The following is a 19,264-nucleotide window of genomic DNA, read 5'->3' on the forward strand; positions in this document are numbered from 1 at the left end:
GCACCAGAAAGGTATCCGGCAACCGGCGGATGCGCGGTGCCGGAAGTGAGGGGCCGAGGGAGGTCGGTGAGGGGCGACATGGGCGCGCAAGAGCCCGCCTTCGCCATGCGGGAGCGCGTGGCGTGCGGCGCGATCATCATTGAACTGCACGGTGAGCTGGACATCTTGGCGGAGCAGGAGCTCGGGCCGCGCATGGACGCGCTGACCGAGCGGGGCCGCGCCGACATCGTGATCGACCTGCGCCGGGTGTCCTTCCTGGACGCGAGCGGGCTCCGCCTGCTGCTCAGAGCCCGGCACCGCATGCTCTGCCGGGGCGGGCGGCTGCGGCTGGTGCGGGGAGTGCCGCGCGTGGCGCGCGTGATGCGGGTGTCGGGGGTGGACGCGGCCTTCGACATCCTGGACGCCTTCCCGCCCGTTCCGGCCGTGCCGTCCGTGCAACTCGTACAGCCGGAGTTCGCGCCGGCGGAGGAGGCCGGGCCGCGGGACGGGAGCGTCGCCTGAGGAGGCCCCGCGAGGTCGGTGCGCGCCCACGAGGTCGGTGCGCCCCCACGAAGTCAGCAAGCCCCGCGAGGTCAGCAAGCCCCGCGAGGTCAGGGCGCGACGATCCCCTTCGCCGCCGCGGCCAGCACCCGGGCCGTGGTCCGGCCGCCCGTCAGCGCGTGCTCGGCGCTGCTCGCACGGAGCCGCCCGAGCTCCGGGTCGTACGCGCTCATGAGGACCCCGGCGTGGTCCGTCGCCGGCTCCTCCAGCCGTACGGGCAGGCCGTGCGTGTGGAGCGCGGCGGCGAACTCCCTGCTGCTGCGGACGTCCACCTGGTCGTCCTCGGTGCCGTGCACCAGCAGCACCGGCACGGGCGCCGCGTGCGCGAATTCCTCCGCGAGGTCCTCCTTGAGGCCCTCCTTGAGGTCCTCCACCGGGACCGAACCCGTGGTCCGGGCGGGGACGTCGTACCGGCCCGCTATGCCCACCACGGCCATCGGCCGGAAGCCGCCGAGGAGATCGGGCCGCAGCGCCGTCACGACGGCCGCTCCGGCACCCGCCGACCAGCCCGCCACCACGAGCCTGCCGGGGTCCCCGCCGAAGTCCGCCGCCCGCTCCCGCGCGAACGCCAGGGAGCCCAGCAGGTGCGCCGCCCCGCGGTCGGGCGCGTCGGAGCGCCAGTCCGGGACGAGGACCACGACCCCTTGCGCGGCGGCCGCTTCCGCGACGGGCCGCATGATGTCCCGCTCGTCCGGCCCCATGCCGTGCCAGAGCAGGACGGTGGGCGCGGTGCCGCCGCCGGGCGGTGCGTAGACGTCCACGGCCTTGCCGGCCGGGGTGCGGGTGAGGGTTCCGGTCACCGTGAAGCCTCCTGTGCGACGTAGCCGTTCACGAGCTCCGCCGCCTCCTCCGCGTCGTCGACCGTGACGACGAAGAACTTCCCGGACGTCAGTTCCAGCCACAGGGCGTCCCCGGCGCGCAGCGAGACCGAGGTCTGTCCGGGCAGCCAGCGGTACCCCCAACCGCCGAGCTCCATCGGCCGGGACCGCTTCGCCGTCGCCTCCCGTATGCGGGCGTGCGGTATCCGGCGCCGGACGAGGGGGAGCACGACCGCGTGCACGGTCACGTCCCGGTCCGTCACGGTGACCCGGACCGCTCCGGTGACCACCAGGGCCGCCGAGGCCACCAGCAGCCACAGGAACAACGGGAGCTGACTCTCCACCAGCAGCCCCGCCACGACGAACCCCACCGCGGAGACCGCCCCCAGGGCCACCAGCCAACCCGCCACGACCGTGCGGCTCCAGACCGCCACGTCACCCACCCCCCGATCCAGCCGGATCACTTTGTTCGTATCACGCTAGAACAATCGATCGGCGTGGACAAGAGCCTGTGGATCAAAGACGCGTGGATCAAAGGACTGCGGATCACGGAACCCGCTGCAGGACCGTGTACCCCAGTCGTACGTCCGGGTTGTCGGTCAGGACCGCCCCGTGGAGCTCGGTCCACGAGTGGAAGGCGTTCGCCGGGGTGGACAGCGCGCGGCCCCGGGCCACGGTCATCCGGGCGGGCAGCCCGAGCGCGCACAGATACGCGGTCAGGGCCAACGACCGCGGCAGGCAGAGCCCGTTGGGCAGCATCGCGCGCAGCACCAGCTGGGCGGCGAGGATCTCCCGGCGCGCCAGCCGGACCGCGGTCGCGGGCGGCAGCCCGGACAGCGCCGCCGAGCCCCGCACGGGCCGGATCCGGCACAGGTACGGGTACGCGCCGCGCCAGCCGCGCCGCCGGAAGAGCCACAGCGCCCGGGCCGTGCGCAGCAGGGCGGCGGCCCGCAGGCGGTGCGGGACGGCGGGGGCGGGCGCGCCCCCTATGGGGTCGTCCAGGAAGAACTCCCAGTCCGTGTGCGTGCTCACCGGCCCTCCCTCCGGCGGCCCCACCGGCGCGGGGCCGCGGCGTCTGCGTCCTGCTCCAGTAGTGCGTGCTCGCACAGCCGGGCGGTGAGTCCGGCGAGTCCGGCGGCCAGGGTCTCCTCGTCCGCGTCGAAGTCCTCGCGCAGGCGGGCGACGGCCGCCGCCACGGAGTCGCACGCCAGGGCGGTGCGCAGCATGCGGGTGGCGGTGTCGTTGAGGGACAGGTAGACGCCGCGGCGGGTGTCGAGGATGACGCCCGCGCCGTCCGTGTCGTCGAAGACGGCGTGCCGGGCCAGTCCGATCAGCGGCATGCGGTCCGTCCCCTCGGGCCGGGCGGCGTGTGCCGCGCGTCGCTGCGCAGGAACAGCTCGGTCATGGCGGTGCCGATCAGGCTCTCCGCGTTGAGGCGCAGCCGCGCCGGCTCGGCCAGCACGTGGGCGAGCCGCTCGGGGTCGACGATGCCCAGGCGGACGAGGTGCGCGTCCGGGCGGCCGAGCAGACCGGCGAACACGTGCGGGTGACGCAGGACGTAGTCCTTGTGCGGGGAGCCGAGCCACAGCCGGCCGTGGCGGCGCCACACGGCGTCCGGGAACCGCCCGGAGAGCATCAGACGGAGCACCGGTTTGGTGATCAGCCGCCCCTGGTGCGGCAGGAGGCGGTACGCGTGCGGCAGGCGGGCGGCGAGGCTCCGCAGCCCCTTGCTGCCGAGGGGGTTGCACAGCTGGATGCCGCGGGGCCGCCAGACGGTGAGGTTCGCGCAGTGCTCCTGCGGTGCGTGGGCGGTGTCGAAGGCGTCCGCCGGTGCGCCGGGGAGGGGAGTGAGGAAGTCGGCGGGGCGTACGGCGCCGCCGGCGGGCACGAGGTCGTCGAGCAGGGAGGTGCGGGGCGAGGCGCTGCGCAGGATGCGGGGGAGCTCCCAGCGCGAGGTCAGCAGGCCCCGGCAGAGCGTCGCCTTCTCGCGGGCGGGCAGGTCGCCGGTGAGGACGTCGTGCAGGCCGTAGCGGGCGGGGCCGAAGATCCGGTCGCCCTCGCGGCCCCAGGCCAGGAACGTGACGCCGTCCTGGGCGACGCGCTCGGCCATCTGCTCCAGCCACCGGTAGGCCAGGTGGTTGTACGGGTGGGGGAACCGCCAGCGCTCGTCCAGGTATCCCGCGCCGTGGTCCGTGGGGACGGGGACGAACGGCACCCCCAGGTGGTCGCAGACGGCCCGGGCGTACGCCGACTCGTCGGCCAGCGGGTCGCGCGTGGCGTAGTGGTAGGCGACCGCGTCCGCGCCGCACTCCACGAGCGCCGCGAGCACGGCCGCGGAGTCGAGGCCGCCGCTGAGCAGGATGCCGGTCCGGCCGCGGCCCGCGTACGGGCGCACGGCCTCCACCACGAGCTCCCAGGCGGCCTCCGCGAACTCCGTCATCGTCGTGCGCGGGGGCAGGTCCAGCGGCGTCACGGGGTCGTACGCGGCCGTGGTCGCGGAGCCGCGTTCGAGGGTGACGACCGTGCCGGGCGGCACGCGCGCGATGCCGGGGTAGACGAAGACCATGTCGCCGCGGCAGGCGCGCCACACCTCCTCGCGGCCGAACTCGCCGGGCCCGTCGAGGAGGTCGGCCGGGTCGGTGGAGAAGCGCAGCAGGTCCCGGGAGCGGCGGTAGTGCAGGGCCTCCTCGCTGGTGGCGCTGCGGAAGAGGAACACCCGGTGGTCGGCGACCAGCGCGCCGGACAGCGCGCCGGGCATGCGGGCCAGTTCGGCGTGCCGGCCCTCCTTGAGGACATGGGTGAGGCGGTGCACCCACGCGGGCGTCACCGGGCCCCGGACGACGCCGGTCAGGAGCAGCCTCTCCCGCTCGGAGGGGTACGGGATCCGCGGGGTCCCCGGGGCCGCCCACTGGACGAGGTGGCGGCCGGGGTCCGACCAGGCGGGGCGCCGGCCGAAGGGCGCGCTGACGTACGAGATGCGGGGCGCGTGGCCGCCGAACGGGACGCGCCCGTAGCAGCCCAGGTAGTCGCCGACGGGAGGGCCGCCGCCGGGACGGCCGCCGTCGGGAACGGACACGGTCTCCATGGCTTCCCCTTCCGGCATCGCTCGCGCGGGCACCGCACGTCCGTACGGTCCGGTGCCGCCCCGGCGCGGGCCGGGGCGGCGGGCGCGCGGGTCAGAGGAGCGCGCGGCTGTTCGGCGAGTCGGGGAGGAGGGTGCTGCCGTGGGCCGTGAGGTGCTCGACGGTGCCGAGCTCGTCGATCTGCGGTTCCACGTAAGGGCGTTTGACGGTGCGGGAGCGCTGGACGGTCGCGGAGTGGTCGGTCGCCGGCGTGATCGGGTCGTGCGTGCTCTCCATTGCGGTCCCCCTGTTCCGCTGTGCACGGCTTGGCACTGCAGGGCACTGTGTCCCGCCCACTCCACGGTCGTGCACTTCCGCCGCTCCCGCACAGAGGGGGATGACGCGCTGGAGCGGCGCCCCGGAGCGGGTGGCGGGGCACGCGGCGCGCGGACGCTCACGTACCGGTGCGCACGCCGGGACGGGCCTCACGCGGTGTCACGCGGGCGGGCGGCGCAGGCGCCGGCAGGACTGCAGCAGGATGGCGGCAGGGCGGCAGCAGGGCGGGGCCCGGGGCGTCACCCCGCCGCGATGAACTCCCGCACCATCGCCGCGTACAGGTCCGGGTGCGACACCTGCGGCACGTGCCCCGCGCCTTCCAGCCCCCTGAGCTCCGCCTGCCGCAGGGTCCGGGAGAGCTCGATCGTCACCGGCGGGAGCCACGGCAGGCTCTCCGTGCCGTACGTCAGCAGTGTCCGCCCGGAGAATCCGGACAGCCGGGTGAGGTCGAGGCTCGCCCAGCCGGGGTCGCACTGCTCGTACGCGAAGGCGCGGCTGTTGGCGACGAGGGCCGCGCGCACCCGGGCGGGCAGGGCCGCCCAGGAGCCCGGGCCGAGGGCCACGTCCTCCATGAAGCGGCGAACTCCCTCACTCTCCTCCCCGGCGAGGATGAGGGCCACGGCCGTGTCGATGCCCTCCTGCGCGGTCCGCATCAGGACGTGGACCGGGTCGTCGCCGCGGATCACGCCCAGCAGCGGGGGCTCGTGGGCGATGACGCTGCGGAACAGGCCGGGGCGGCGAACGGCCAGGCCCAGCGCCGTCGACGCGCCGAAGGAGTTGCCCGCGACGTGCGCCGGGGCGAAGCCCAGCGTCTCCATCAGGGCGGCCAGGTCGTCCTCGTGGTCCTTGCGGACGCCGTTGCCGAGGGTGCGCGTGCTGCCGCTGTGGCCGCGCCGGTCGTAGACGAGGACCCGGAAGGACGCGGCGAGGGCCGGGACGACCGCCTGCCACGTGTAGTGGTCGGTCAGCCCGCCGTGGACCAGCACCAGCGGCTCGCCCTCGCCCACGACCTCGTGGAAGAGCTCCACGCCGCGCACCCGGACTCGCGCCATGCCGGGCCTCCCTCGCTCGGACGTCCATGACAGCCGCGCGCCGCCGCGCCCGCAAGGGCCCCGCCCCGGGGTTCACCCGTTCGCCCACGGGGCGTGCGCGCGGCCGGCGGAGGGGTGACACCCCGGGCCCCCGGCTCCTTCCCGCACGCACCCCCCGGGGCGATCATCGGAGCATGGACATCACCCTGCACCTCGCACAGCAGCCCGAGGCCGACGCCCTGCTCGGCCGCAGCCCGCTCGCCGCGCTGGTCGGGATGCTGCTGGACCAGCAGATCCCCATGGAGTGGGCGTTCTCCGGCCCGTACGCCATCGCGCAGCGGATGGGACGCGACGACCTCGACGCGTACGAGATCGCCGCCTACGACCCCGACGCCTTCGCCGGGCTGCTGTCGGAGAAGCCGGCGGTGCACCGCTACCCCGGTTCGATGGCCAAGCGCGTCCAGCAGCTCTGCCAGTACCTGGTGGAGCACTACGGCGGCGAGGCCGGCGCCGTGTGGGAAGGCGTCGGGACCGGCGCGGAGCTGCTCGCACGGCTCAAGGAACTGCCCGGCTTCGGCGAGCAGAAGGCCCGGATCTTCCTCGCGCTGCTGGGCAAGCAGCTCGGGGTCGCGCCGGAGGGCTGGCGCGAGGCGGCCGGCGCGTACGGGGAGGAGGGCTCGTACCGGTCGGTGGCGGACATCACCGGCCCCGAGTCGCTGGCGAAGGTGCGGGCGCACAAGCAGGAGGTGAAGCGCGCCGCGAAGCAGGCGGCGGCCGAGAAGGCCACCATCCGGCCGGCCAGGAAGAAGAGCTGACCGGGCCCGGCCTCCCTCCCGGCGGCGCCGCCGGGAGCGGACCACGGCGCCGTCGGACCCGGTGTCAGCGGATCAGACGCGAGGCCGCGCGCACGCCGGGCGCGCGCTCGCGCAGCCGGGCGAGGAGGTCGCCGGCCGCGGCGTCGAGCGCGCCGAGCGGCATCGGGTCGAGCCGCTCCAGCAGGAACAGCGCGCTCACCGACTTCTCGGTGATGCGGGTGCGCACGCACTGGCGGTGGTTCCAGCGGCGGCAGGTGACGCCCAGGTCGTCGCGCCAGATCACCTCGCCGGGCTCGGGGTGCTCCGTGGCGGGCGCGCCGCCGGCCACCGTGTCGAACACCTCGTCGCCCGTGGCGCGCACCAGGCGCGGCGCGCCCGCGTACGCGGCCAGGTCCTCGCCGCCGACCGGGAGGCGGTGCGCGACGGACACGGCGTTGTAGACGTCGACCAGGAGGTTGACCTCCGGCAGGCCCGCGGGGGCACGGCGGATCAGGGCCTCGGCGCTGTTGCGCGTGCGGCCGGGCTTGGCGCCGAACGCGCCGTACGCCGCCCGCCAGGCCGCGACGTGGGGGTCGGCGGTGGCGTCGAGCCCCTCGGCGGTCGCGGCGGCCTCGGCGAGCAGGCCGCGCGACCAGGCGTCGGTGGGCCCCGCGGGCAGCCCGTCGGCCGCGATCACCAGCACGGCGAAGTCGGGCCGCAGCGCGCGGACGGCCTCGTCCACGCGCACGCTCGCGGCCACCGCTTCGAGATCGGGCTTCCGGTCCGGGTTCACGACGCTCTCCTGTGGCTGCGTGGTCGTTTTACTGACCCGGACGGTAGCATCAAATGACCGGAGAGGCGGACGCGCGAAGATGACCGGCATGAGTGGGAATGACACGGGGACGGAATCCGCCGACGACCGGGCCGTCATGGAGGCCGTCGCCGCCCGGGTGCGGGCCCTGCGCAGGGAGCGGGGCTGGAGCCTCGACGTCCTCGCCGCCCGGGCCCGGGTCAGCAAGGGCATGCTCGTCGCCCTGGAGAACGCCCGCTCCAACCCGAACCTCGCCACCCTCGTGCGCCTCTGCGACGCCTTCGGCGTCCCCTTGACCACCCTGCTCCAGCAGCCCGCCGAGCCCCTCCTGACGCTCACCCCGCCCGCGGACCAGCCCGTCCTGTGGACCGGCCCGGACGGCGGCCGCGGTCTGCTCGTCACCGGTGCCGCCCCGCCCGTGGGCGCCGAGTTGTGGCACTGGCGGCTCGCCCCCGGCGAGGAGCACCACAGCGAGGCGCACGTCCGCGGCACGGTCGAACTCCTCCACGTCCTCCGCGGCACCCTCACCGTCACGGCCGGCGGACAGGAGGTCGTCCTTCCGCAGGGGTACGGACTGCGCATGGCGGGCGACCACCCCCACTCCTACGCGAACCGTACGGAGTCGGAGACCGAGTACGCGGGGGTCGTCCTCGTGCCGCCGCACGGCTGATGTCCCCAGCCTGTGGACGGCGGATTTCCTGTACGGATCACCTATCGAATTCCGCGCCGGAAACCGCCCCCGCTGCTCCTGGTATGCGGCCGATTGTCGCCTTCGCGCTGCCGTGCCGTGGCTGCGCCGGGAGCCTGTCGCCCGGTAGGCTTTCCGTGTGATCTTCAAGCGCATCGGAAACGGGCGGCCGTACCCCGACCACGGCCGGGAGAGCACCCGGCAGTGGGCGGACGTCGCCCCGCGCCCGGTGCGGCTCGACCAGCTGGTGACCACCAAGCAGCAGCTCGACCTGGAAACCCTGCTGGCCGAGGACTCGACCTTCTACGGCGACCTCTTCGCCCACGTCGTGAAGTGGCACGGCGACCTCTATCTCGAGGACGGCCTGCACCGCGCCGTGCGGGCCGCGCTCCAGCAGCGCCAGGTGCTGCACGCGCGCGTGCTCGAACTGGGCTGACCGGAGACCCTTTCCGGCCGTTGTTCCCGGCCGTTGTTCGGCCTTTCGGGTTGGGCCGCGCGAACCCATTGATCATTTAGTAGGCAGCGGCCCCGCCCCGCACTACGCTGCGCCCATGAGCATGCTCACCCCTCCCGGCATGGGCGGCAGATACCGCATTACGGGCAAGCGATTCCCGCACATGCGCCGCCCCAGAAACCGCCGCAGGATCGTGCTCGCCGCAGTCACCTCGTCCGCCGCGCTCGCCCTGGCCGGATGGGGGACCTTCCAGCTCGTCGACGTCTTCACCGGGGGCCCGAGCGAGACACAGGCCCACGGTGCGGGAGCGAAGGGCGGGAAAGGGGCGAAGGACGGCGACTGCAAGGCGGCCGCGGACGAGGAAGCGGAGTCGAAACCGCTGCCCCGCCCCTCCGACATCACCGTCAACGTCTACAACGCGACTCCGCGCGGCGGACTCGCCAAGATCACCGCGGACGAGCTCCAGAGCCGCGGCTTCAGGATCGGGAAAGTGGGGAACGCCCCCGCCCTCTACGACAAGAAGGTCGAGCGGGTCGGCCTGCTGATCGGCGCGCCGACGGCCGCGGAGGGGGCGCTGCGGGTCATCGGCACCCAGATGGCCGGGGCCGAGATCAAGAACGACCAGCGCGACACCGACGAGGACGTCGACCTGGTGATCGGAAACGAGTTCAAGGAGCTCACGGCGCGGAAGGACGCCGACCGGGCCCTGACCGACATGGGCGTCGAACCGGGTGAGGGACCGGCACCCTCGGGATCGCCCTCCTCGGCGCCGCCCTCGCCCTCGAAGAAGGCGTCCCCGGCACCGAGGCCCTCGAAGTGCTGAGGGAGTGGAAGCCCTGAGGGAGTGACGCCGCGGGGTCCGGCACCGCCGGACTGCGCCGTCGTCACTCGTCGCCGTTGCGGCGGAGAACAACTGCCCGCCGCAGCGGCGAAGCACCACTACGGCGACGGTCCGGCGGAATGCAGGGCCGCCGGACCGACGCGTTCGTCGTGGAGGGGCGGTCAGCCCGCCGTGCCGTACATGCGGTCGCCCGCGTCGCCCAGGCCCGGGACGATGTAGCCGTTCTCGTTGAGGCGCTCGTCGACGGAGGCGGTGACGACGGTCACCGGCGCGCCGGACAGCTCGCGCTCCATGACCTCGACGCCCTCCGGGGCGGCCAGCAGGCAGATCGCGGTGACGTCGTCCGCACCGCGGGAGATCAGCTCCTGGATCGCCGCGACCAGCGTGCCGCCGGTCGCCAGCATCGGGTCCAGGACGTAGACCTGGCGGCCCGAGAGGTCGTCGGGCATGCGCGTGGCGTACGTCTCCGCCTTGAGGGTCTCCTCATTGCGGATCATGCCCAGGAAGCCCACCTCGGCGGTCGGCAGCAGCCGGACCATGCCGTCGAGCATGCCGAGGCCGGCGCGCAGGATCGGCACCACCAGCGGGCGCGGGTGGGAGAGCTTGACGCCGGTGGTCGCCGTGACCGGGGACTCGATGTCCACCTGCTCCGTGCGCACGTCGCGCGTGGCCTCGTAGGCGAGCAGGGTGACCAGCTCGTCGGCGAGACGCCGGAAGGTGGGGGAGTCGGTGCGCTTGTCGCGCAGGGTGGTGAGCTTGTGCGCCACCAGGGGGTGGTCGACGACGTGGATCCGCATGACATCGACATTAACCGAGCTTTCGGCCCCCGGCGGCCGCCGTGCGGCGTTCGACGGTCCGCCGCAGGTCTGCGACGGTCTGTCGCCGCACTGGCATCAAACCACCACTTAGGGGGAAAGTGGGCACGTACGCCCGGTCTGTCGCTCCGGACGTGGCCGGCGAAGTACTCGGCACGAGGTGGTCCTGCCATGGCTGAAGACGCCCCCGAGAAGTCCGACACGAAGCCCGGCGCGTACGCGCCCGGAACCGAAACCGCCCCCGGGGCCGAGGAGGAGGCGGACCGCCGCCGCAGACGCGCGCAGTTCCTGCGCGAGCTGAACGAGGCGAAGGAGCTCCGCGACCGGGTGCAGCCGCGCCGGGCCCGGGCGGCCCGGATGCGCCAGCAGATGCGGATGCGAACCTTCCGCTGGTGATCCGCCCCGTGGCCCGCCCCGTGGCCCGTCCAGTGGCCCGTCCAGTGGTCCGTCCGGTGGTCCGTCCGTTGGTCCGTGCGGTGACCCATGCGGTTGATCCATGCGGCGCCCCGCACGGTGATCCACGGGTGATCGGCCGGTGACGCACCGCCCGGACGGCGGCCCGGCGGCGTCACGTGAGGCACATCTCTTCGGACTGCTGCACGACGCAGCGCGGAAGACCTCTCGCAACGGCGAGGTTTCTGCCACGATTCCGAGTGGGCGGGGTGGTCCCCGTCCGGCCCGGCACCGCCTATGACCAGTGGGAGAGTCACGGTGTACTTCGCCGCACTGCTCGCGCGCACCGACGACGGATGGCAAGCGAGCGACACAGAGCTCGACGATGTGGAAACCCTGAGCGACCTGGCCGACCTGGCCCGTGAGTCCGCGGTGGACGACGACACGGTCCTGGCGCTCATCGAGCAGGAGGACGCCTGGTTCGGCGTCGTCCGCGTGGACGGCGAGGACGACCCGCGCGTCTTCGTCTCGAACGCCGTCGTCGCGGGCCGCAGCTCGTACGGCGCCATGCTCGTCGACGAGCTGATCGGCCGCGACGACACCGACACCGACGAGCTCGACGACCTCGACCTGGACGGGACCGAGGACGGCGAGCCCGAGCCCGCGGAGGACGAGGCCGACGAGGCGGGCGACGTCGAGCCGCGGCCGGCCGGCCCGCTCGGTGACGTCGAGATCCTCTCCGACCTCGGCGTGAGCGCGAAGGAGCTGCTCGCCCTCGGAGGGGACGCGCTCGGCGAGATCGCCGACGCCCTCGGCTGCACGGAGGTCCTGGAGGCCGTCCGCTGACGGCCGCCGGGCCCGGTTCGCTCACACTGGTGCCATGAACGAAGCCGTCCGCGAGCCGACCGACCACGACCCCGTACGCGCCCCGTGGCTCGCCCCCATGCGGGCCGCCCTGGACGAGGCCGTACGGGCCCCCGCCACCGGCGACGTGCCGGTCGGCGCCGTCGTGCTGGGCCCGGACGGCTCCGTCATCGGCCGCGGCCGCAACGAACGCGAGGCCACCGGCGACCCGACCGGCCACGCCGAGGTCCTCGCCCTGCGCGAGGCGGCGCGGGCCGTCGGCGAGTGGCGCCTCGCGGGCTGCACGCTGGTCGTGACGCTGGAGCCGTGCACGATGTGTGCGGGTGCGATCGTCCTCTCCCGCGTCGACCGGGTCGTCTACGGCGCCGTCGACGAGAAGGCCGGGGCGGCCGGCTCCCTCTGGGACGTCCTCCGCGACCGCCGGCTCAACCACCGGCCCGAGGTGATCCAGGGCGTCCTCGCCGGGGAGTGCGCCGCGCTCCTCACCGACTTCTTCCGCTCCCGGTGAGCGCCTCCGGGCGCCCTTCCGGCGCCTTTGCGGCGCTTTCATGAGGAGCGTCACACCGGTTCGCTCCGGTACCGATTTCAGAGCACGGCCCACCGTCCGCTAAGCTCTCTCTCGGTAGCGTGTCCGAGCGGCCTAAGGAGCACGCCTCGAAAGCGTGTGTGGGGGCAACTCCACCGTGGGTTCAAATCCCACCGCTACCGCCAGCGAACACCCCTTCGCCCGTGGAAACGCGGACGGAGGGGTGTTCTGCATGTCCGGGCCGCCCCGGGCGCCCCGGGCCGCCGTTCCACTCGGCGCGAAGTCGGGCGACGCACCGTCAGGTTCCTTGACTCGTACGGCATTTCCGCCGAGGATGCCGCGGCGTGCGTCGAGTGGCGGGGCGCTCGCATGGACAGGGCAAGGGGAGTGACGAGGTGTGCGGCGCGGGCATCATCAGCCTGCTGGCGGACCAGGGCGTGTCGCGCTGGCTGGACGGCGCCGAGTGGCAGGAGCCCAACCCGCGCCGGCTGGCCCGGCTCGTGGACGACGGGCTGATCACCGGGCTGGCCCTCGGGCCCGACCCCCTCACCCGGTCCCTGGCCCGGCGCGCCCGCGCCGCGTGGCCCTCCGGCCCGGGGCGGCCGGCGCGGCCCGTGCGGCCCGTGGCCGAGGCCGGGCAGGTGGCCGAGGCGCTGCTCGCCGCGGAGGGGCGGCGCGCGTGTGACGTGCTGCTGCCCGTCCACGAGCGGACCGGTGGCCGGGACGGGCACGTCGCCCTGGAAGTCGGCCCCGTCGCCGACACGGCCACGGCGCTGCGCCTCGCACGGGCCGTCGACCGGCCCAACGCCCTCGTCGCCCTGCCCGCCGGGCCCGAAGGGCTCGCCGCCGCCGCGGACTGCCTCGCCGAAGGCATCGGCGTGGACCTCGGGCCCGTGCTGTCGCCCGCCCATTACGGCCGGGCGGCCGCCGCCTGGCTGGACGGCCTGCGCCGCGCCCACCGCGCGGGGCGCGACCTCTCCGCCGTCCGGGCCGTCGTCTCCGTGCCGCTGGCGCCCGTGGACGCCGCCTTCGACGAGCGGCTGCGGCTCTCCCCCTCCGAGGCGGCCCGGATGATGCGCGGCGAGGCCGCGCTCGCCTCCGCGCGGCTCGTCTTCCACCGCCACGAGCAGGTGCTGGCCGGGCCGGACTGGCGCGAGCTCGCCGCGCTCGGCGCGCGGCCGCACCGGGTGCGGTGGACGGACACCACCGACCGCGCGCCGGGCCCGCCCGGCACGCGGTACGTGGACGGGCTCGTCGTCCGCGGCGCGATCACGACGCTGGGCCCCGCCACGCTGGAGGCCGTCGCCGAGCGCGGCAACCCGCGCGGCGACGCCGTCACCGGCCGGGGCCGCGCCGCGGCGCGGATCCTGGACTCACTGGAGATCCTCGGGGCGCCCTACGCGCCGACGACGCGCGAACTGGCGACGCGGGCGGCGCGGGCGCGGGCGGCGCGCTGGAACGCGCTGCTGATGGCGGTGAGCGCCGCGCCGTCGTATTGACGGCGAGCGGGGCGGCCGTGGGGGGCTTCGCGTCGTTGCGGCGGGGTTGTTTTGGCCGGCCGGAGACGGTGTGCGAAGGGTTCGTGTTCTGCATGCGTCCAGCCAAGCCGCCGCCCGCCGCCCCGCCCATGGGTGATCGTCCGGGCCGCATGTCCACGGGTCGCACGGGTCCGCATATCGTGCGGCCATGGACCCTTTCGACGATCTGTTGCGGGGCGTGCGCGCCAACGGGGCGGTCTTCGGAGGGTCGGTGCTGTCGCCGCCGTGGGCCCTGAGGTTCACCGACGACGCGTTCCTGACCCTGTGCGCCCCGCTGCGCGGGGAGGGCTGGATCGTTCCGGCGGACGGCGCGGAGGCGCGGCGCGTACGGGCGGGCGAGGTGGCGATCGTCCGCGGGCCGGGGCCGTTCGTGTTCACGGACGATCCGGGCGCGCCGGAGGAGCTCGTGCGGGAGGTCTCCTGCGGCGGTACGGGAGGCGTGGACGGGAGCACCGTGCTGATGGCGGGCGCGTACCGCGTCCCGGGCGAGGTGCCGCGCCGCCTGCTGCGGGTGCTGCCGCCGCTGCTGGTCGTGCCGGACGAGCACGACTGCTCGTCGATGCGCACGTATCTGGAGGCGCAGCTGACCGCGGGCCTGCCGGGGCGGCAGATCGTCGTCGACCGGCTGCTGGACTGGCTGCTGGTGTGCACGCTGCGGGACTGGTTCGACCGTCCGGAGGCCGCGTCGCCGGCCTGGTACCGGGCGCTGGGCGACGAGGTCGCTGGCCCGGTGCTGCGCGCCATGCACGAGGCCCCGGACCGGCCGTGGACGCTCGCGTCCCTGGCGTCGGTCGCGGGCGTGTCGCGTTCCACGTTCGCGAAGCGCTTCCACGAGCTGCTGGGGGAGCCGCCGCTCGCGTACCTCACGGAGTGGCGGATGACGCTCGCCGCGGACCTGCTGGGGGAGCCGGGCACGACGCTGGCGTCCGTGGCGCGCCGGGTGGGCTACGCCGATCCGTTCGGCTTCAGCGCGGCGTTCAAGCGGGTACGGGGGATGAGCCCGAGCGAGTACCGGGACGGGGCCGGGCGTCGGGCGGCCGGGCGGCCGGATTTCGCCGGCCGGATCGGGTGAACGGCGCCCTGATACCCGTGGCGTAAACATCGGAATACGGCGGCGCTGGCCGGAATTCACGGCCGGGGAGTCGGTGGAATTCCGCACCTGCGTTCCTTAACCACCCGCCCTGTGGCGGAAGTTGCGCGTCCGATTCACCTTCCCATCTGCTCGGATGCGGCTTCCCCGGGGGAAGTAATAAGTCATCTTCCGTTTTGGGAAGTGAGGGACGTCACATCATCCGCTGAGGTGAGCATTCCTTCACCTAGGGTGATCGCGCTGCCTTGGAACGTGCATGTGAACGCGTAAATCGCTCAGGGAGGCTGACGGTGTATCAGGCCGGAAACAACACGTATTCCTCTCACCCCGCCCCCCGCCCCGAACCACTCGAAGCGCCCTACCCACCCGGACGTCTCGACCCGGCCGACGCCGCGGTGGACACGGCGGCCGTGGCCGAACGGCACCCCGCCTACGCGAAGTTCGGCCAGGAGCTCGGCAACACGTCCCTCATCGAGGTGCCGGGCGCCCGCGGCGGCGCCACCGTGCTCGCCAAGTGCGAGTGGGAGAACCCGGCCGGCTCCATCAAGGACCGCGTCGCCCACGCCCTGCTCGGCAGCGCCCTGCAGCGCCACGGCGACCGCCCGCCCGGCGAGCTCCGCGTCCTGGAGTACTCCGGCGGCAGCCTCGCGAACGCCCTCTCCCGCCTCTGCGCCGACCTGGGCGTCCCGGCCCGCTTCGTCCTCTCCTCGGCGAGCCCCCGCAGCCTCCTCGGCACGCTCGCCGACCGCGGCGCCCGCGTCGACCTGGTGGACAAGGAGCGCGGCTTCCTGGAGGTCGTCCGCGAGGCCCTGCGCATCGCCGCCGCCGAGCCCGGGTGGACCCTGCTCTACCAGCACCGCAACCCCGCCAACGTGCTGCTGCAGGAGCGCACCACCGGCGCCGAGCTGATCGCGCAGCTCGGCGGCCGCGCCCCCGCGGCCTGGGTGGCCTCGATCGGCACCGGCGGCACGCTGGTCGGCGTGCTGCGCGCCCTGCGCACCCGGTTCCCCGCCGTGCGGGCCGTCGGCGTCACGCCCGCCGAGCTGCCCTACGGCAGTGAGCAGCCGCCCAACGGGCGGCGGAAGTACGCCGGTTCGGGCGGCATGGGCCACGGCATCCGGCAGCCGTTCGTGACGCTGCACGACGACGAGACCGAGCAGCGCACCGTCTCGTACCCGCGCGCCTTCGCCGCCATGGGGGAGTTCTACGACCTCACCGGCCTGCGGATCGGCAGCTCGGCCGCCGCCAACTGGCTGGCCGCCAAGGAGGTCGCCGCCGCGCTGCCGCCGTCGGCGACCGTCGTCACCGTGTTCCCCGACGCCGGGACGCCCGAGGAGTGGGAGCGGCTCGGACGATGACGACGGCGCCGACCCCTTCGCACCCTTCCCAGCGCCCCTCCCACCTGGTCCTCGTCGAGACGACCCCGACGGCCGGATTCAAGATCGTGGCCGAGGCCCGCGCGCTCGGCCACGACGTGACCTTCGTGGCCCGCTCCCTCGATCCGTACCTCGCCGCGGAGGGCGGCGAGGAGGCCCTGCGGACGCCGACCCGGCTGCTGACCGGGGTCCCCACCACGGACCCGGGCGGCCTGCTGGACGTCATCGGCGCGCTGCACCGCAAGCACCCCGTGCACGGACTGCTCGCCCTCAGCGAGGGCCACCTGCCGGCCACGGCCGAGGCCGCCGAGGCGCTCGGCCTGCCCTTCGAGAGCGCGGCGGTGATGCGGCGGCTGCGCGACAAGCACGCCGTGCGCGAGCTCCTGGCCGCCGCGGGCGTCCCGCAGCCCGCGTTCCGGCGGGCCGGGACGCCCGCGGAGGCCGTGGCCGCGGCCGGGGAGCTCGGCTACCCCGTCGTGGTCAAGCCGGCCGACGGCTTCGGCTCCCTCCACGTCGGCGTCGCGAACGACGCCGGCGAAGTGGCCGAGCTGGCCGCGGCCGTCGCCGGGGCGCGCTCGTACGGGCGCGGGGTCACCGGCAGCGGCGTGGCCCTGCTGGAGGCGTACGTGCCGGGCCCGGTCGTCAGCTGCGAGATGGTGACCGTCGACGGCACCAGCACCCCGTACGGCTGCGTGGACCGCCTGCTGGCCCCCGCGCCGCACCCCGTCGAGCTGGGCGGCTGCTTCCCCGCCGAACTGGACGACGACGTCCGCGAGGCCGTCGTGCGCGTGGTCGCCGGCGCGCTCGCCGCCGCCGGCGTCCGGCGCGCGCACACGCACACCGAGGTGGTCCTAGGGCCGGACGGCCCGCAGATCATCGAGATCAACGGCCGGCTCATCGGCGGCTACGTCCCCACGATGATCAACTACGTGCTGGGCCGGAACATCTACCACGACGTCATCGAACTCGCCCTGGGCGGCAGCCCGTCGCCCTCCCCGGCACGCGGCGCGGGCTGCATCCGGGCGATCACCGCCCCGGCGCCCGGCGTGCTCGCCGGCATCGACGTGAAGGCGGCCCGCGGTGCCCCCGGGACGGCCGAGGTGATGCTGCACGCGCGCCCCGGGCAGCCGGTGCGCCCGGCCCGGAACAACTTCGACCGGCTCGGCTTCCTCATCACGACGGCCGCCACGGCGGCCGGGGCGCGGAAGGCGGCGGAAGAGGCGCACGCCCTCGTGCGGGTGACGGTCGAGGACCGCGCGGAGGGTGCCGCGTGATCCGTTTCCGCACGCTGTGCGTGGCCGGGAGCCCGGCCCGCGGGTCCCACACCCGGGCGCTGGTCGCCCACGTCGGCCGCTTGCTGGAGCGGCGCGGCTCCGAGACCTCCCTGGCGGATCTCGCCGAGCTTGGCCTGCCGCCCAGCCACCCCGACCACTACTGGAGCGCCGAGCCCCACCCCGTGGCGCGGGCGCGCGAGTTCATCGACGCGGTGCGCGCGAGCGACGCGCTGGTCCTGGGGACTCCCGTCTACCACTCGGGGTACTCGGGGCTGCTCAAGAGCGCCGTCGACCTGCTGCCGCGCGACGCCTTCGAGGGCCGGGCCGTGGCCCTGGTGTCGCACGCGGGCGGGCCGCGCGGCTCGGCCGGCGCCTGCGAGCAGCTGCGGCAGGTGGTGAAGGCGCTCGGCGGGTGGGCGGTGCCGCTGCAGGTCAGCACGGTGACCGCGGACTTCACGGGGGACACCACGGGGGACCTCGCGGGGGATTTCACGGGCGGCCGGCGGACGCTCGACGAGGCGGGGCCGGTGCACGCGCGATGCGAGGAACTGGCCGACCAGCTGGCGGCGTTCACCCGCGCGATGCGCGGCGCGGGCGCCCCGGGGGACCGGGCGGAAGGCCGGGCGAACGGCCGGGCGGGGGTGGCGGCTTGAGGGCGAGGACGATCCCCCGTACGGGCCTCCCGGGCCCCCTGCGCCGCCTGCGCGAGGACCTGGAGGTCGTGGCCGACCGCGACCCCGCCGTCCGCAGCCGGGCCGAGGCGCTCCTGTCGCCCTTCCTTCCGGCCCTGTGGCTGCACCGGCCCGCGAGCAGGCTGCACGCGCGGGGGCACCGGGTCGCGGCCCGCGTGCTGTCGCTCGCCGGCCGCTTCCTGTCCGGCGGCGTCGACATCCACCCGGGCGCACGCGTGGGCCGGCGGCTGTTCATCGACCACGCCGCGGCCGTCGTCATCGGCGAGGACGCCGTGATCGGCGACGACGTCACCCTCTACCACCAGGTCACCATCGGCGCCGTCGGCTGGTGGCGCGACCGCCGGCGGCTGCCCGGCGAGCGGCGCCACCCCACCCTCGGCGACCGGGTCGTGGTGGGCGCGGGCGCCTCCGTCCTCGGCCCGGTGCACATCGGCGACGACAGCCTCGTCGGCGCGCACGCGCTGGTGACGACGGACGTCCCGGCCGGAAGCCGGGTGGGTGCCCCCAGGAGCGAGATCCATCCGAAGGGCAGGCCGGTCCTGGCACGGGCCGGCGGCACGGAACCGAAGAGGAAGAGGAGCGGCCTGTGACCACGACGAACCCCGGCACCGGCACAGACACGGACACCGGCAGCACCGGTGATCCCTACCGCGAAGTCCTCCGCGAGGCCTTCGTCCGGCGCTACGAGGACGGCGCGGACTCCTGGAGCGAGGAGCCGGCCATGCGCGAGCTGGTGCCCCTGCTCCGCACGGAGCTGGCGGCGGGCAGCAGCGTCCTCGACATCGGCGCGGGCCGCGGCCGGGACGCGGAGCTCCTGCTGGCAGCAGGTCACCGCGTCACCGCGGTCGACCTCGTCCGGCTCCCCGACTGGGACGCCCTGACCAGCCGCTACGGCGACGCCGTGGCCTTCGCGCTCGGCGACTTCGCGGACATGGCGGACGGCCGCACCTACGACGCGGCCGTCGACAACGGCGTCCTCCACCACCAGGACCCCGCCGGCTACGCGCGGTACCTCGCGAACGTACGCCGGCGGCTGCGTCCCGGCGGGCTGCTGGCCGTCAGTCTGTTCAGCACCGCGGAGGAGCTCGCCGAGGGCGTCCTCAACCGCGCCGAGGACGGCCGCCTGTCGCGCTGGTTCACCGAGCGGGAGGCGACGGAGCTGCTGGCCGGCGCCGGGTTCACCGTGACCGCCGTCCGCACCGTCCGCAGGGAGCTGCCGGGCCTGGCCTACCTGCTGGTCCTCGCGCGCCGCGACGCGTAAGCCGCACAGGCCCGTAAGCCGCACAGACGCGTAAGCCGTACAGACGTCAAGGGTTTGGTA

At 74.8% G+C, this 19,264-nt stretch carries 24 protein-coding genes and 1 tRNA gene; 16 read left to right on the plus strand and 9 right to left on the minus strand.

From position 1 onward, the window contains the following. The first annotated feature begins 78 nt into the window (after window positions 1-78). Entirely contained in the window at window positions 79-501 is a 423-nt protein-coding gene (locus ACOTKD_RS08120; protein ID WP_424888182.1) for an STAS domain-containing protein, read from the plus strand. An 89-nt stretch (window positions 502-590) separates the two neighbouring features. On the opposite strand, the gene ACOTKD_RS08125 is transcribed toward ACOTKD_RS08120, so the two are convergent. From ACOTKD_RS08125 to ACOTKD_RS08155, 7 genes are all read right to left on the minus strand, one after another. Next, entirely contained in the window at window positions 591-1,340 is a 750-nt protein-coding gene (locus ACOTKD_RS08125; protein ID WP_424888183.1) for an alpha/beta hydrolase family protein, read from the minus strand. Then, window positions 1,337-1,792, minus strand: coding sequence for a hypothetical protein (locus ACOTKD_RS08130; RefSeq protein ID WP_424888184.1), 456 nt, complete (start codon window positions 1,790-1,792; stop codon window positions 1,337-1,339). Before ACOTKD_RS08130 ends, ACOTKD_RS08125 begins: the two co-directional genes overlap by 4 nt. 112 nt (window positions 1,793-1,904) lie before the next feature. Beyond that, window positions 1,905-2,390, minus strand: a complete 486-nt coding sequence (locus ACOTKD_RS08135; protein ID WP_424888185.1) for a lasso peptide biosynthesis protein — start codon at window positions 2,388-2,390, stop codon at window positions 1,905-1,907. Further along, window positions 2,387-2,698: a PqqD family protein gene (locus tag ACOTKD_RS08140; RefSeq protein ID WP_424888186.1), complete on the minus strand. Its 312-nt coding sequence runs from the start codon at window positions 2,696-2,698 to the stop codon at window positions 2,387-2,389. Before ACOTKD_RS08140 ends, ACOTKD_RS08135 begins: the two co-directional genes overlap by 4 nt. Beyond that, window positions 2,689-4,443, minus strand: a complete 1,755-nt coding sequence (locus ACOTKD_RS08145) for an asparagine synthase-related protein (protein ID WP_424888187.1) — start codon at window positions 4,441-4,443, stop codon at window positions 2,689-2,691. The genes ACOTKD_RS08140 and ACOTKD_RS08145 overlap by 10 nt, the downstream gene beginning before the upstream one ends. Window positions 4,444-4,534: 91 nt before the next feature. Further along, the gene (locus tag ACOTKD_RS08150; protein ID WP_424888188.1) at window positions 4,535-4,717 is read right to left on the minus strand and encodes a hypothetical protein; all 183 of its coding nucleotides are present in this window, start codon (window positions 4,715-4,717) and stop codon (window positions 4,535-4,537) included. Between the two features lie 278 nt (window positions 4,718-4,995). Beyond that, the gene (locus ACOTKD_RS08155) at window positions 4,996-5,808 is read right to left on the minus strand and encodes an alpha/beta fold hydrolase (RefSeq protein WP_424888189.1); all 813 of its coding nucleotides are present in this window, start codon (window positions 5,806-5,808) and stop codon (window positions 4,996-4,998) included. Between the two features lie 173 nt (window positions 5,809-5,981). Between ACOTKD_RS08155 and ACOTKD_RS08160 the strand changes: the two genes are divergently transcribed. Beyond that, the gene (locus ACOTKD_RS08160; RefSeq protein WP_424888190.1) at window positions 5,982-6,602 is read left to right on the plus strand and encodes an HhH-GPD-type base excision DNA repair protein; all 621 of its coding nucleotides are present in this window, start codon (window positions 5,982-5,984) and stop codon (window positions 6,600-6,602) included. 64 nt (window positions 6,603-6,666) lie between these two features. Here the strand turns inward: ACOTKD_RS08160 and ACOTKD_RS08165 are convergent, their stop codons facing one another. After that, complete coding sequence (locus ACOTKD_RS08165; RefSeq protein WP_424888191.1) at window positions 6,667-7,374, minus strand: B3/B4 domain-containing protein; 708 nt, start codon at window positions 7,372-7,374, stop codon at window positions 6,667-6,669. Window positions 7,375-7,462: 88 nt separating this feature from the next. Between ACOTKD_RS08165 and ACOTKD_RS08170 the strand changes: the two genes are divergently transcribed. From ACOTKD_RS08170 to ACOTKD_RS08180, 3 genes are all read left to right on the plus strand, one after another. Next, on the plus strand, window positions 7,463-8,062 hold the full coding sequence (locus ACOTKD_RS08170) for a helix-turn-helix domain-containing protein (RefSeq protein ID WP_424888192.1): 600 nt from the start codon (window positions 7,463-7,465) through the stop codon (window positions 8,060-8,062). Window positions 8,063-8,219: 157 nt separating this feature from the next. Beyond that, window positions 8,220-8,516 carry a type II toxin-antitoxin system VapB family antitoxin gene (locus ACOTKD_RS08175; protein ID WP_030368795.1) on the plus strand — a complete coding sequence of 99 codons (297 nt, stop codon included), beginning with the start codon at window positions 8,220-8,222 and terminating at the stop codon, window positions 8,514-8,516. 115 nt (window positions 8,517-8,631) lie between these two features. Further along, window positions 8,632-9,357, plus strand: a complete 726-nt coding sequence (locus ACOTKD_RS08180) for a LytR C-terminal domain-containing protein (protein ID WP_424888193.1) — start codon at window positions 8,632-8,634, stop codon at window positions 9,355-9,357. A gap of 179 nt (window positions 9,358-9,536) precedes the next feature. On the opposite strand, the gene upp is transcribed toward ACOTKD_RS08180, so the two are convergent. Continuing rightward, window positions 9,537-10,172, minus strand: coding sequence for a uracil phosphoribosyltransferase (gene upp, locus ACOTKD_RS08185; RefSeq protein ID WP_391828784.1), 636 nt, complete (start codon window positions 10,170-10,172; stop codon window positions 9,537-9,539). Between the two features lie 189 nt (window positions 10,173-10,361). On the opposite strand from upp, the gene ACOTKD_RS08190 reads away from it, so the two are divergent. From ACOTKD_RS08190 to ACOTKD_RS08240, 11 genes are all read left to right on the plus strand, one after another. Then, complete coding sequence (locus tag ACOTKD_RS08190; RefSeq protein ID WP_424888194.1) at window positions 10,362-10,586, plus strand: hypothetical protein; 225 nt, start codon at window positions 10,362-10,364, stop codon at window positions 10,584-10,586. 315 nt (window positions 10,587-10,901) lie between these two features. Continuing rightward, window positions 10,902-11,429, plus strand: a complete 528-nt coding sequence (locus tag ACOTKD_RS08195) for a tRNA adenosine deaminase-associated protein (protein ID WP_424888398.1) — start codon at window positions 10,902-10,904, stop codon at window positions 11,427-11,429. Between the two features lie 34 nt (window positions 11,430-11,463). Then, the gene (gene tadA / locus ACOTKD_RS08200; RefSeq protein ID WP_052393010.1) at window positions 11,464-11,955 is read left to right on the plus strand and encodes a tRNA adenosine(34) deaminase TadA; all 492 of its coding nucleotides are present in this window, start codon (window positions 11,464-11,466) and stop codon (window positions 11,953-11,955) included. Window positions 11,956-12,068: 113 nt separating this feature from the next. Continuing rightward, window positions 12,069-12,158, plus strand: a tRNA-Ser gene (locus tag ACOTKD_RS08205). A gap of 159 nt (window positions 12,159-12,317) precedes the next feature. After that, window positions 12,318-13,472 (plus strand): transaldolase family protein, encoded by a 1,155-nt coding sequence (locus ACOTKD_RS08210; RefSeq protein WP_424888195.1) that lies wholly within the window; start codon window positions 12,318-12,320, stop codon window positions 13,470-13,472. 187 nt (window positions 13,473-13,659) lie between these two features. Next, the gene (locus ACOTKD_RS08215; RefSeq protein WP_424888196.1) at window positions 13,660-14,583 is read left to right on the plus strand and encodes an AraC family transcriptional regulator; all 924 of its coding nucleotides are present in this window, start codon (window positions 13,660-13,662) and stop codon (window positions 14,581-14,583) included. A 308-nt stretch (window positions 14,584-14,891) separates the two neighbouring features. Next, window positions 14,892-15,959, plus strand: a complete 1,068-nt coding sequence (locus tag ACOTKD_RS08220) for a PLP-dependent cysteine synthase family protein (RefSeq protein WP_424888197.1) — start codon at window positions 14,892-14,894, stop codon at window positions 15,957-15,959. After that, window positions 15,956-17,251 (plus strand): ATP-grasp domain-containing protein, encoded by a 1,296-nt coding sequence (locus ACOTKD_RS08225; protein ID WP_424888198.1) that lies wholly within the window; start codon window positions 15,956-15,958, stop codon window positions 17,249-17,251. The genes ACOTKD_RS08220 and ACOTKD_RS08225 overlap by 4 nt, the downstream gene beginning before the upstream one ends. Further along, the gene (locus tag ACOTKD_RS08230; RefSeq protein ID WP_424888199.1) at window positions 17,248-17,904 is read left to right on the plus strand and encodes an NADPH-dependent FMN reductase; all 657 of its coding nucleotides are present in this window, start codon (window positions 17,248-17,250) and stop codon (window positions 17,902-17,904) included. Before ACOTKD_RS08225 ends, ACOTKD_RS08230 begins: the two co-directional genes overlap by 4 nt. After that, complete coding sequence (epsC, locus tag ACOTKD_RS08235) at window positions 17,901-18,533, plus strand: serine O-acetyltransferase EpsC (RefSeq protein ID WP_424888200.1); 633 nt, start codon at window positions 17,901-17,903, stop codon at window positions 18,531-18,533. Before ACOTKD_RS08230 ends, epsC begins: the two co-directional genes overlap by 4 nt. Then, complete coding sequence (locus ACOTKD_RS08240) at window positions 18,530-19,204, plus strand: class I SAM-dependent methyltransferase (protein WP_424888201.1); 675 nt, start codon at window positions 18,530-18,532, stop codon at window positions 19,202-19,204. Before epsC ends, ACOTKD_RS08240 begins: the two co-directional genes overlap by 4 nt. Window positions 19,205-19,264 lie beyond the last annotated feature (60 nt).

The organism is Streptomyces sp. XH2, from assembly GCF_049725035.1.
Lineage (GTDB): Bacteria > Actinomycetota > Actinomycetes > Streptomycetales > Streptomycetaceae > Streptomyces > Streptomyces roseoverticillatus.

What these genes read in the sequence shown, in the direction of transcription:
- ACOTKD_RS08150 (WP_424888188.1), bottom strand. Translation starts at nt 4,717, where the DNA reads ATGGAGAGCACGCACGACCCGATCACGCCGGCGACCGACCACTCCGCG.
- ACOTKD_RS08180 (WP_424888193.1), top strand. Translation starts at nt 8,632, where the DNA reads ATGAGCATGCTCACCCCTCCCGGCATGGGCGGCAGATACCGCATTACG.
- ACOTKD_RS08160 (WP_424888190.1), top strand. Translation starts at nt 5,982, where the DNA reads ATGGACATCACCCTGCACCTCGCACAGCAGCCCGAGGCCGACGCCCTG.
- ACOTKD_RS08155 (WP_424888189.1), bottom strand. Translation starts at nt 5,808, where the DNA reads ATGGCGCGAGTCCGGGTGCGCGGCGTGGAGCTCTTCCACGAGGTCGTG.
- ACOTKD_RS08225 (WP_424888198.1), top strand. Translation starts at nt 15,956, where the DNA reads ATGACGACGGCGCCGACCCCTTCGCACCCTTCCCAGCGCCCCTCCCAC.
- ACOTKD_RS08190 (WP_424888194.1), top strand. Translation starts at nt 10,362, where the DNA reads ATGGCTGAAGACGCCCCCGAGAAGTCCGACACGAAGCCCGGCGCGTAC.
- tadA (WP_052393010.1), top strand. Translation starts at nt 11,464, where the DNA reads ATGAACGAAGCCGTCCGCGAGCCGACCGACCACGACCCCGTACGCGCC.
- ACOTKD_RS08215 (WP_424888196.1), top strand. Translation starts at nt 13,660, where the DNA reads ATGGACCCTTTCGACGATCTGTTGCGGGGCGTGCGCGCCAACGGGGCG.
- ACOTKD_RS08140 (WP_424888186.1), bottom strand. Translation starts at nt 2,698, where the DNA reads ATGCCGCTGATCGGACTGGCCCGGCACGCCGTCTTCGACGACACGGAC.
- upp (WP_391828784.1), bottom strand. Translation starts at nt 10,172, where the DNA reads ATGCGGATCCACGTCGTCGACCACCCCCTGGTGGCGCACAAGCTCACC.
- ACOTKD_RS08170 (WP_424888192.1), top strand. Translation starts at nt 7,463, where the DNA reads ATGAGTGGGAATGACACGGGGACGGAATCCGCCGACGACCGGGCCGTC.
- ACOTKD_RS08120 (WP_424888182.1), top strand. Translation starts at nt 79, where the DNA reads ATGGGCGCGCAAGAGCCCGCCTTCGCCATGCGGGAGCGCGTGGCGTGC.
- ACOTKD_RS08145 (WP_424888187.1), bottom strand. Translation starts at nt 4,443, where the DNA reads ATGGAGACCGTGTCCGTTCCCGACGGCGGCCGTCCCGGCGGCGGCCCT.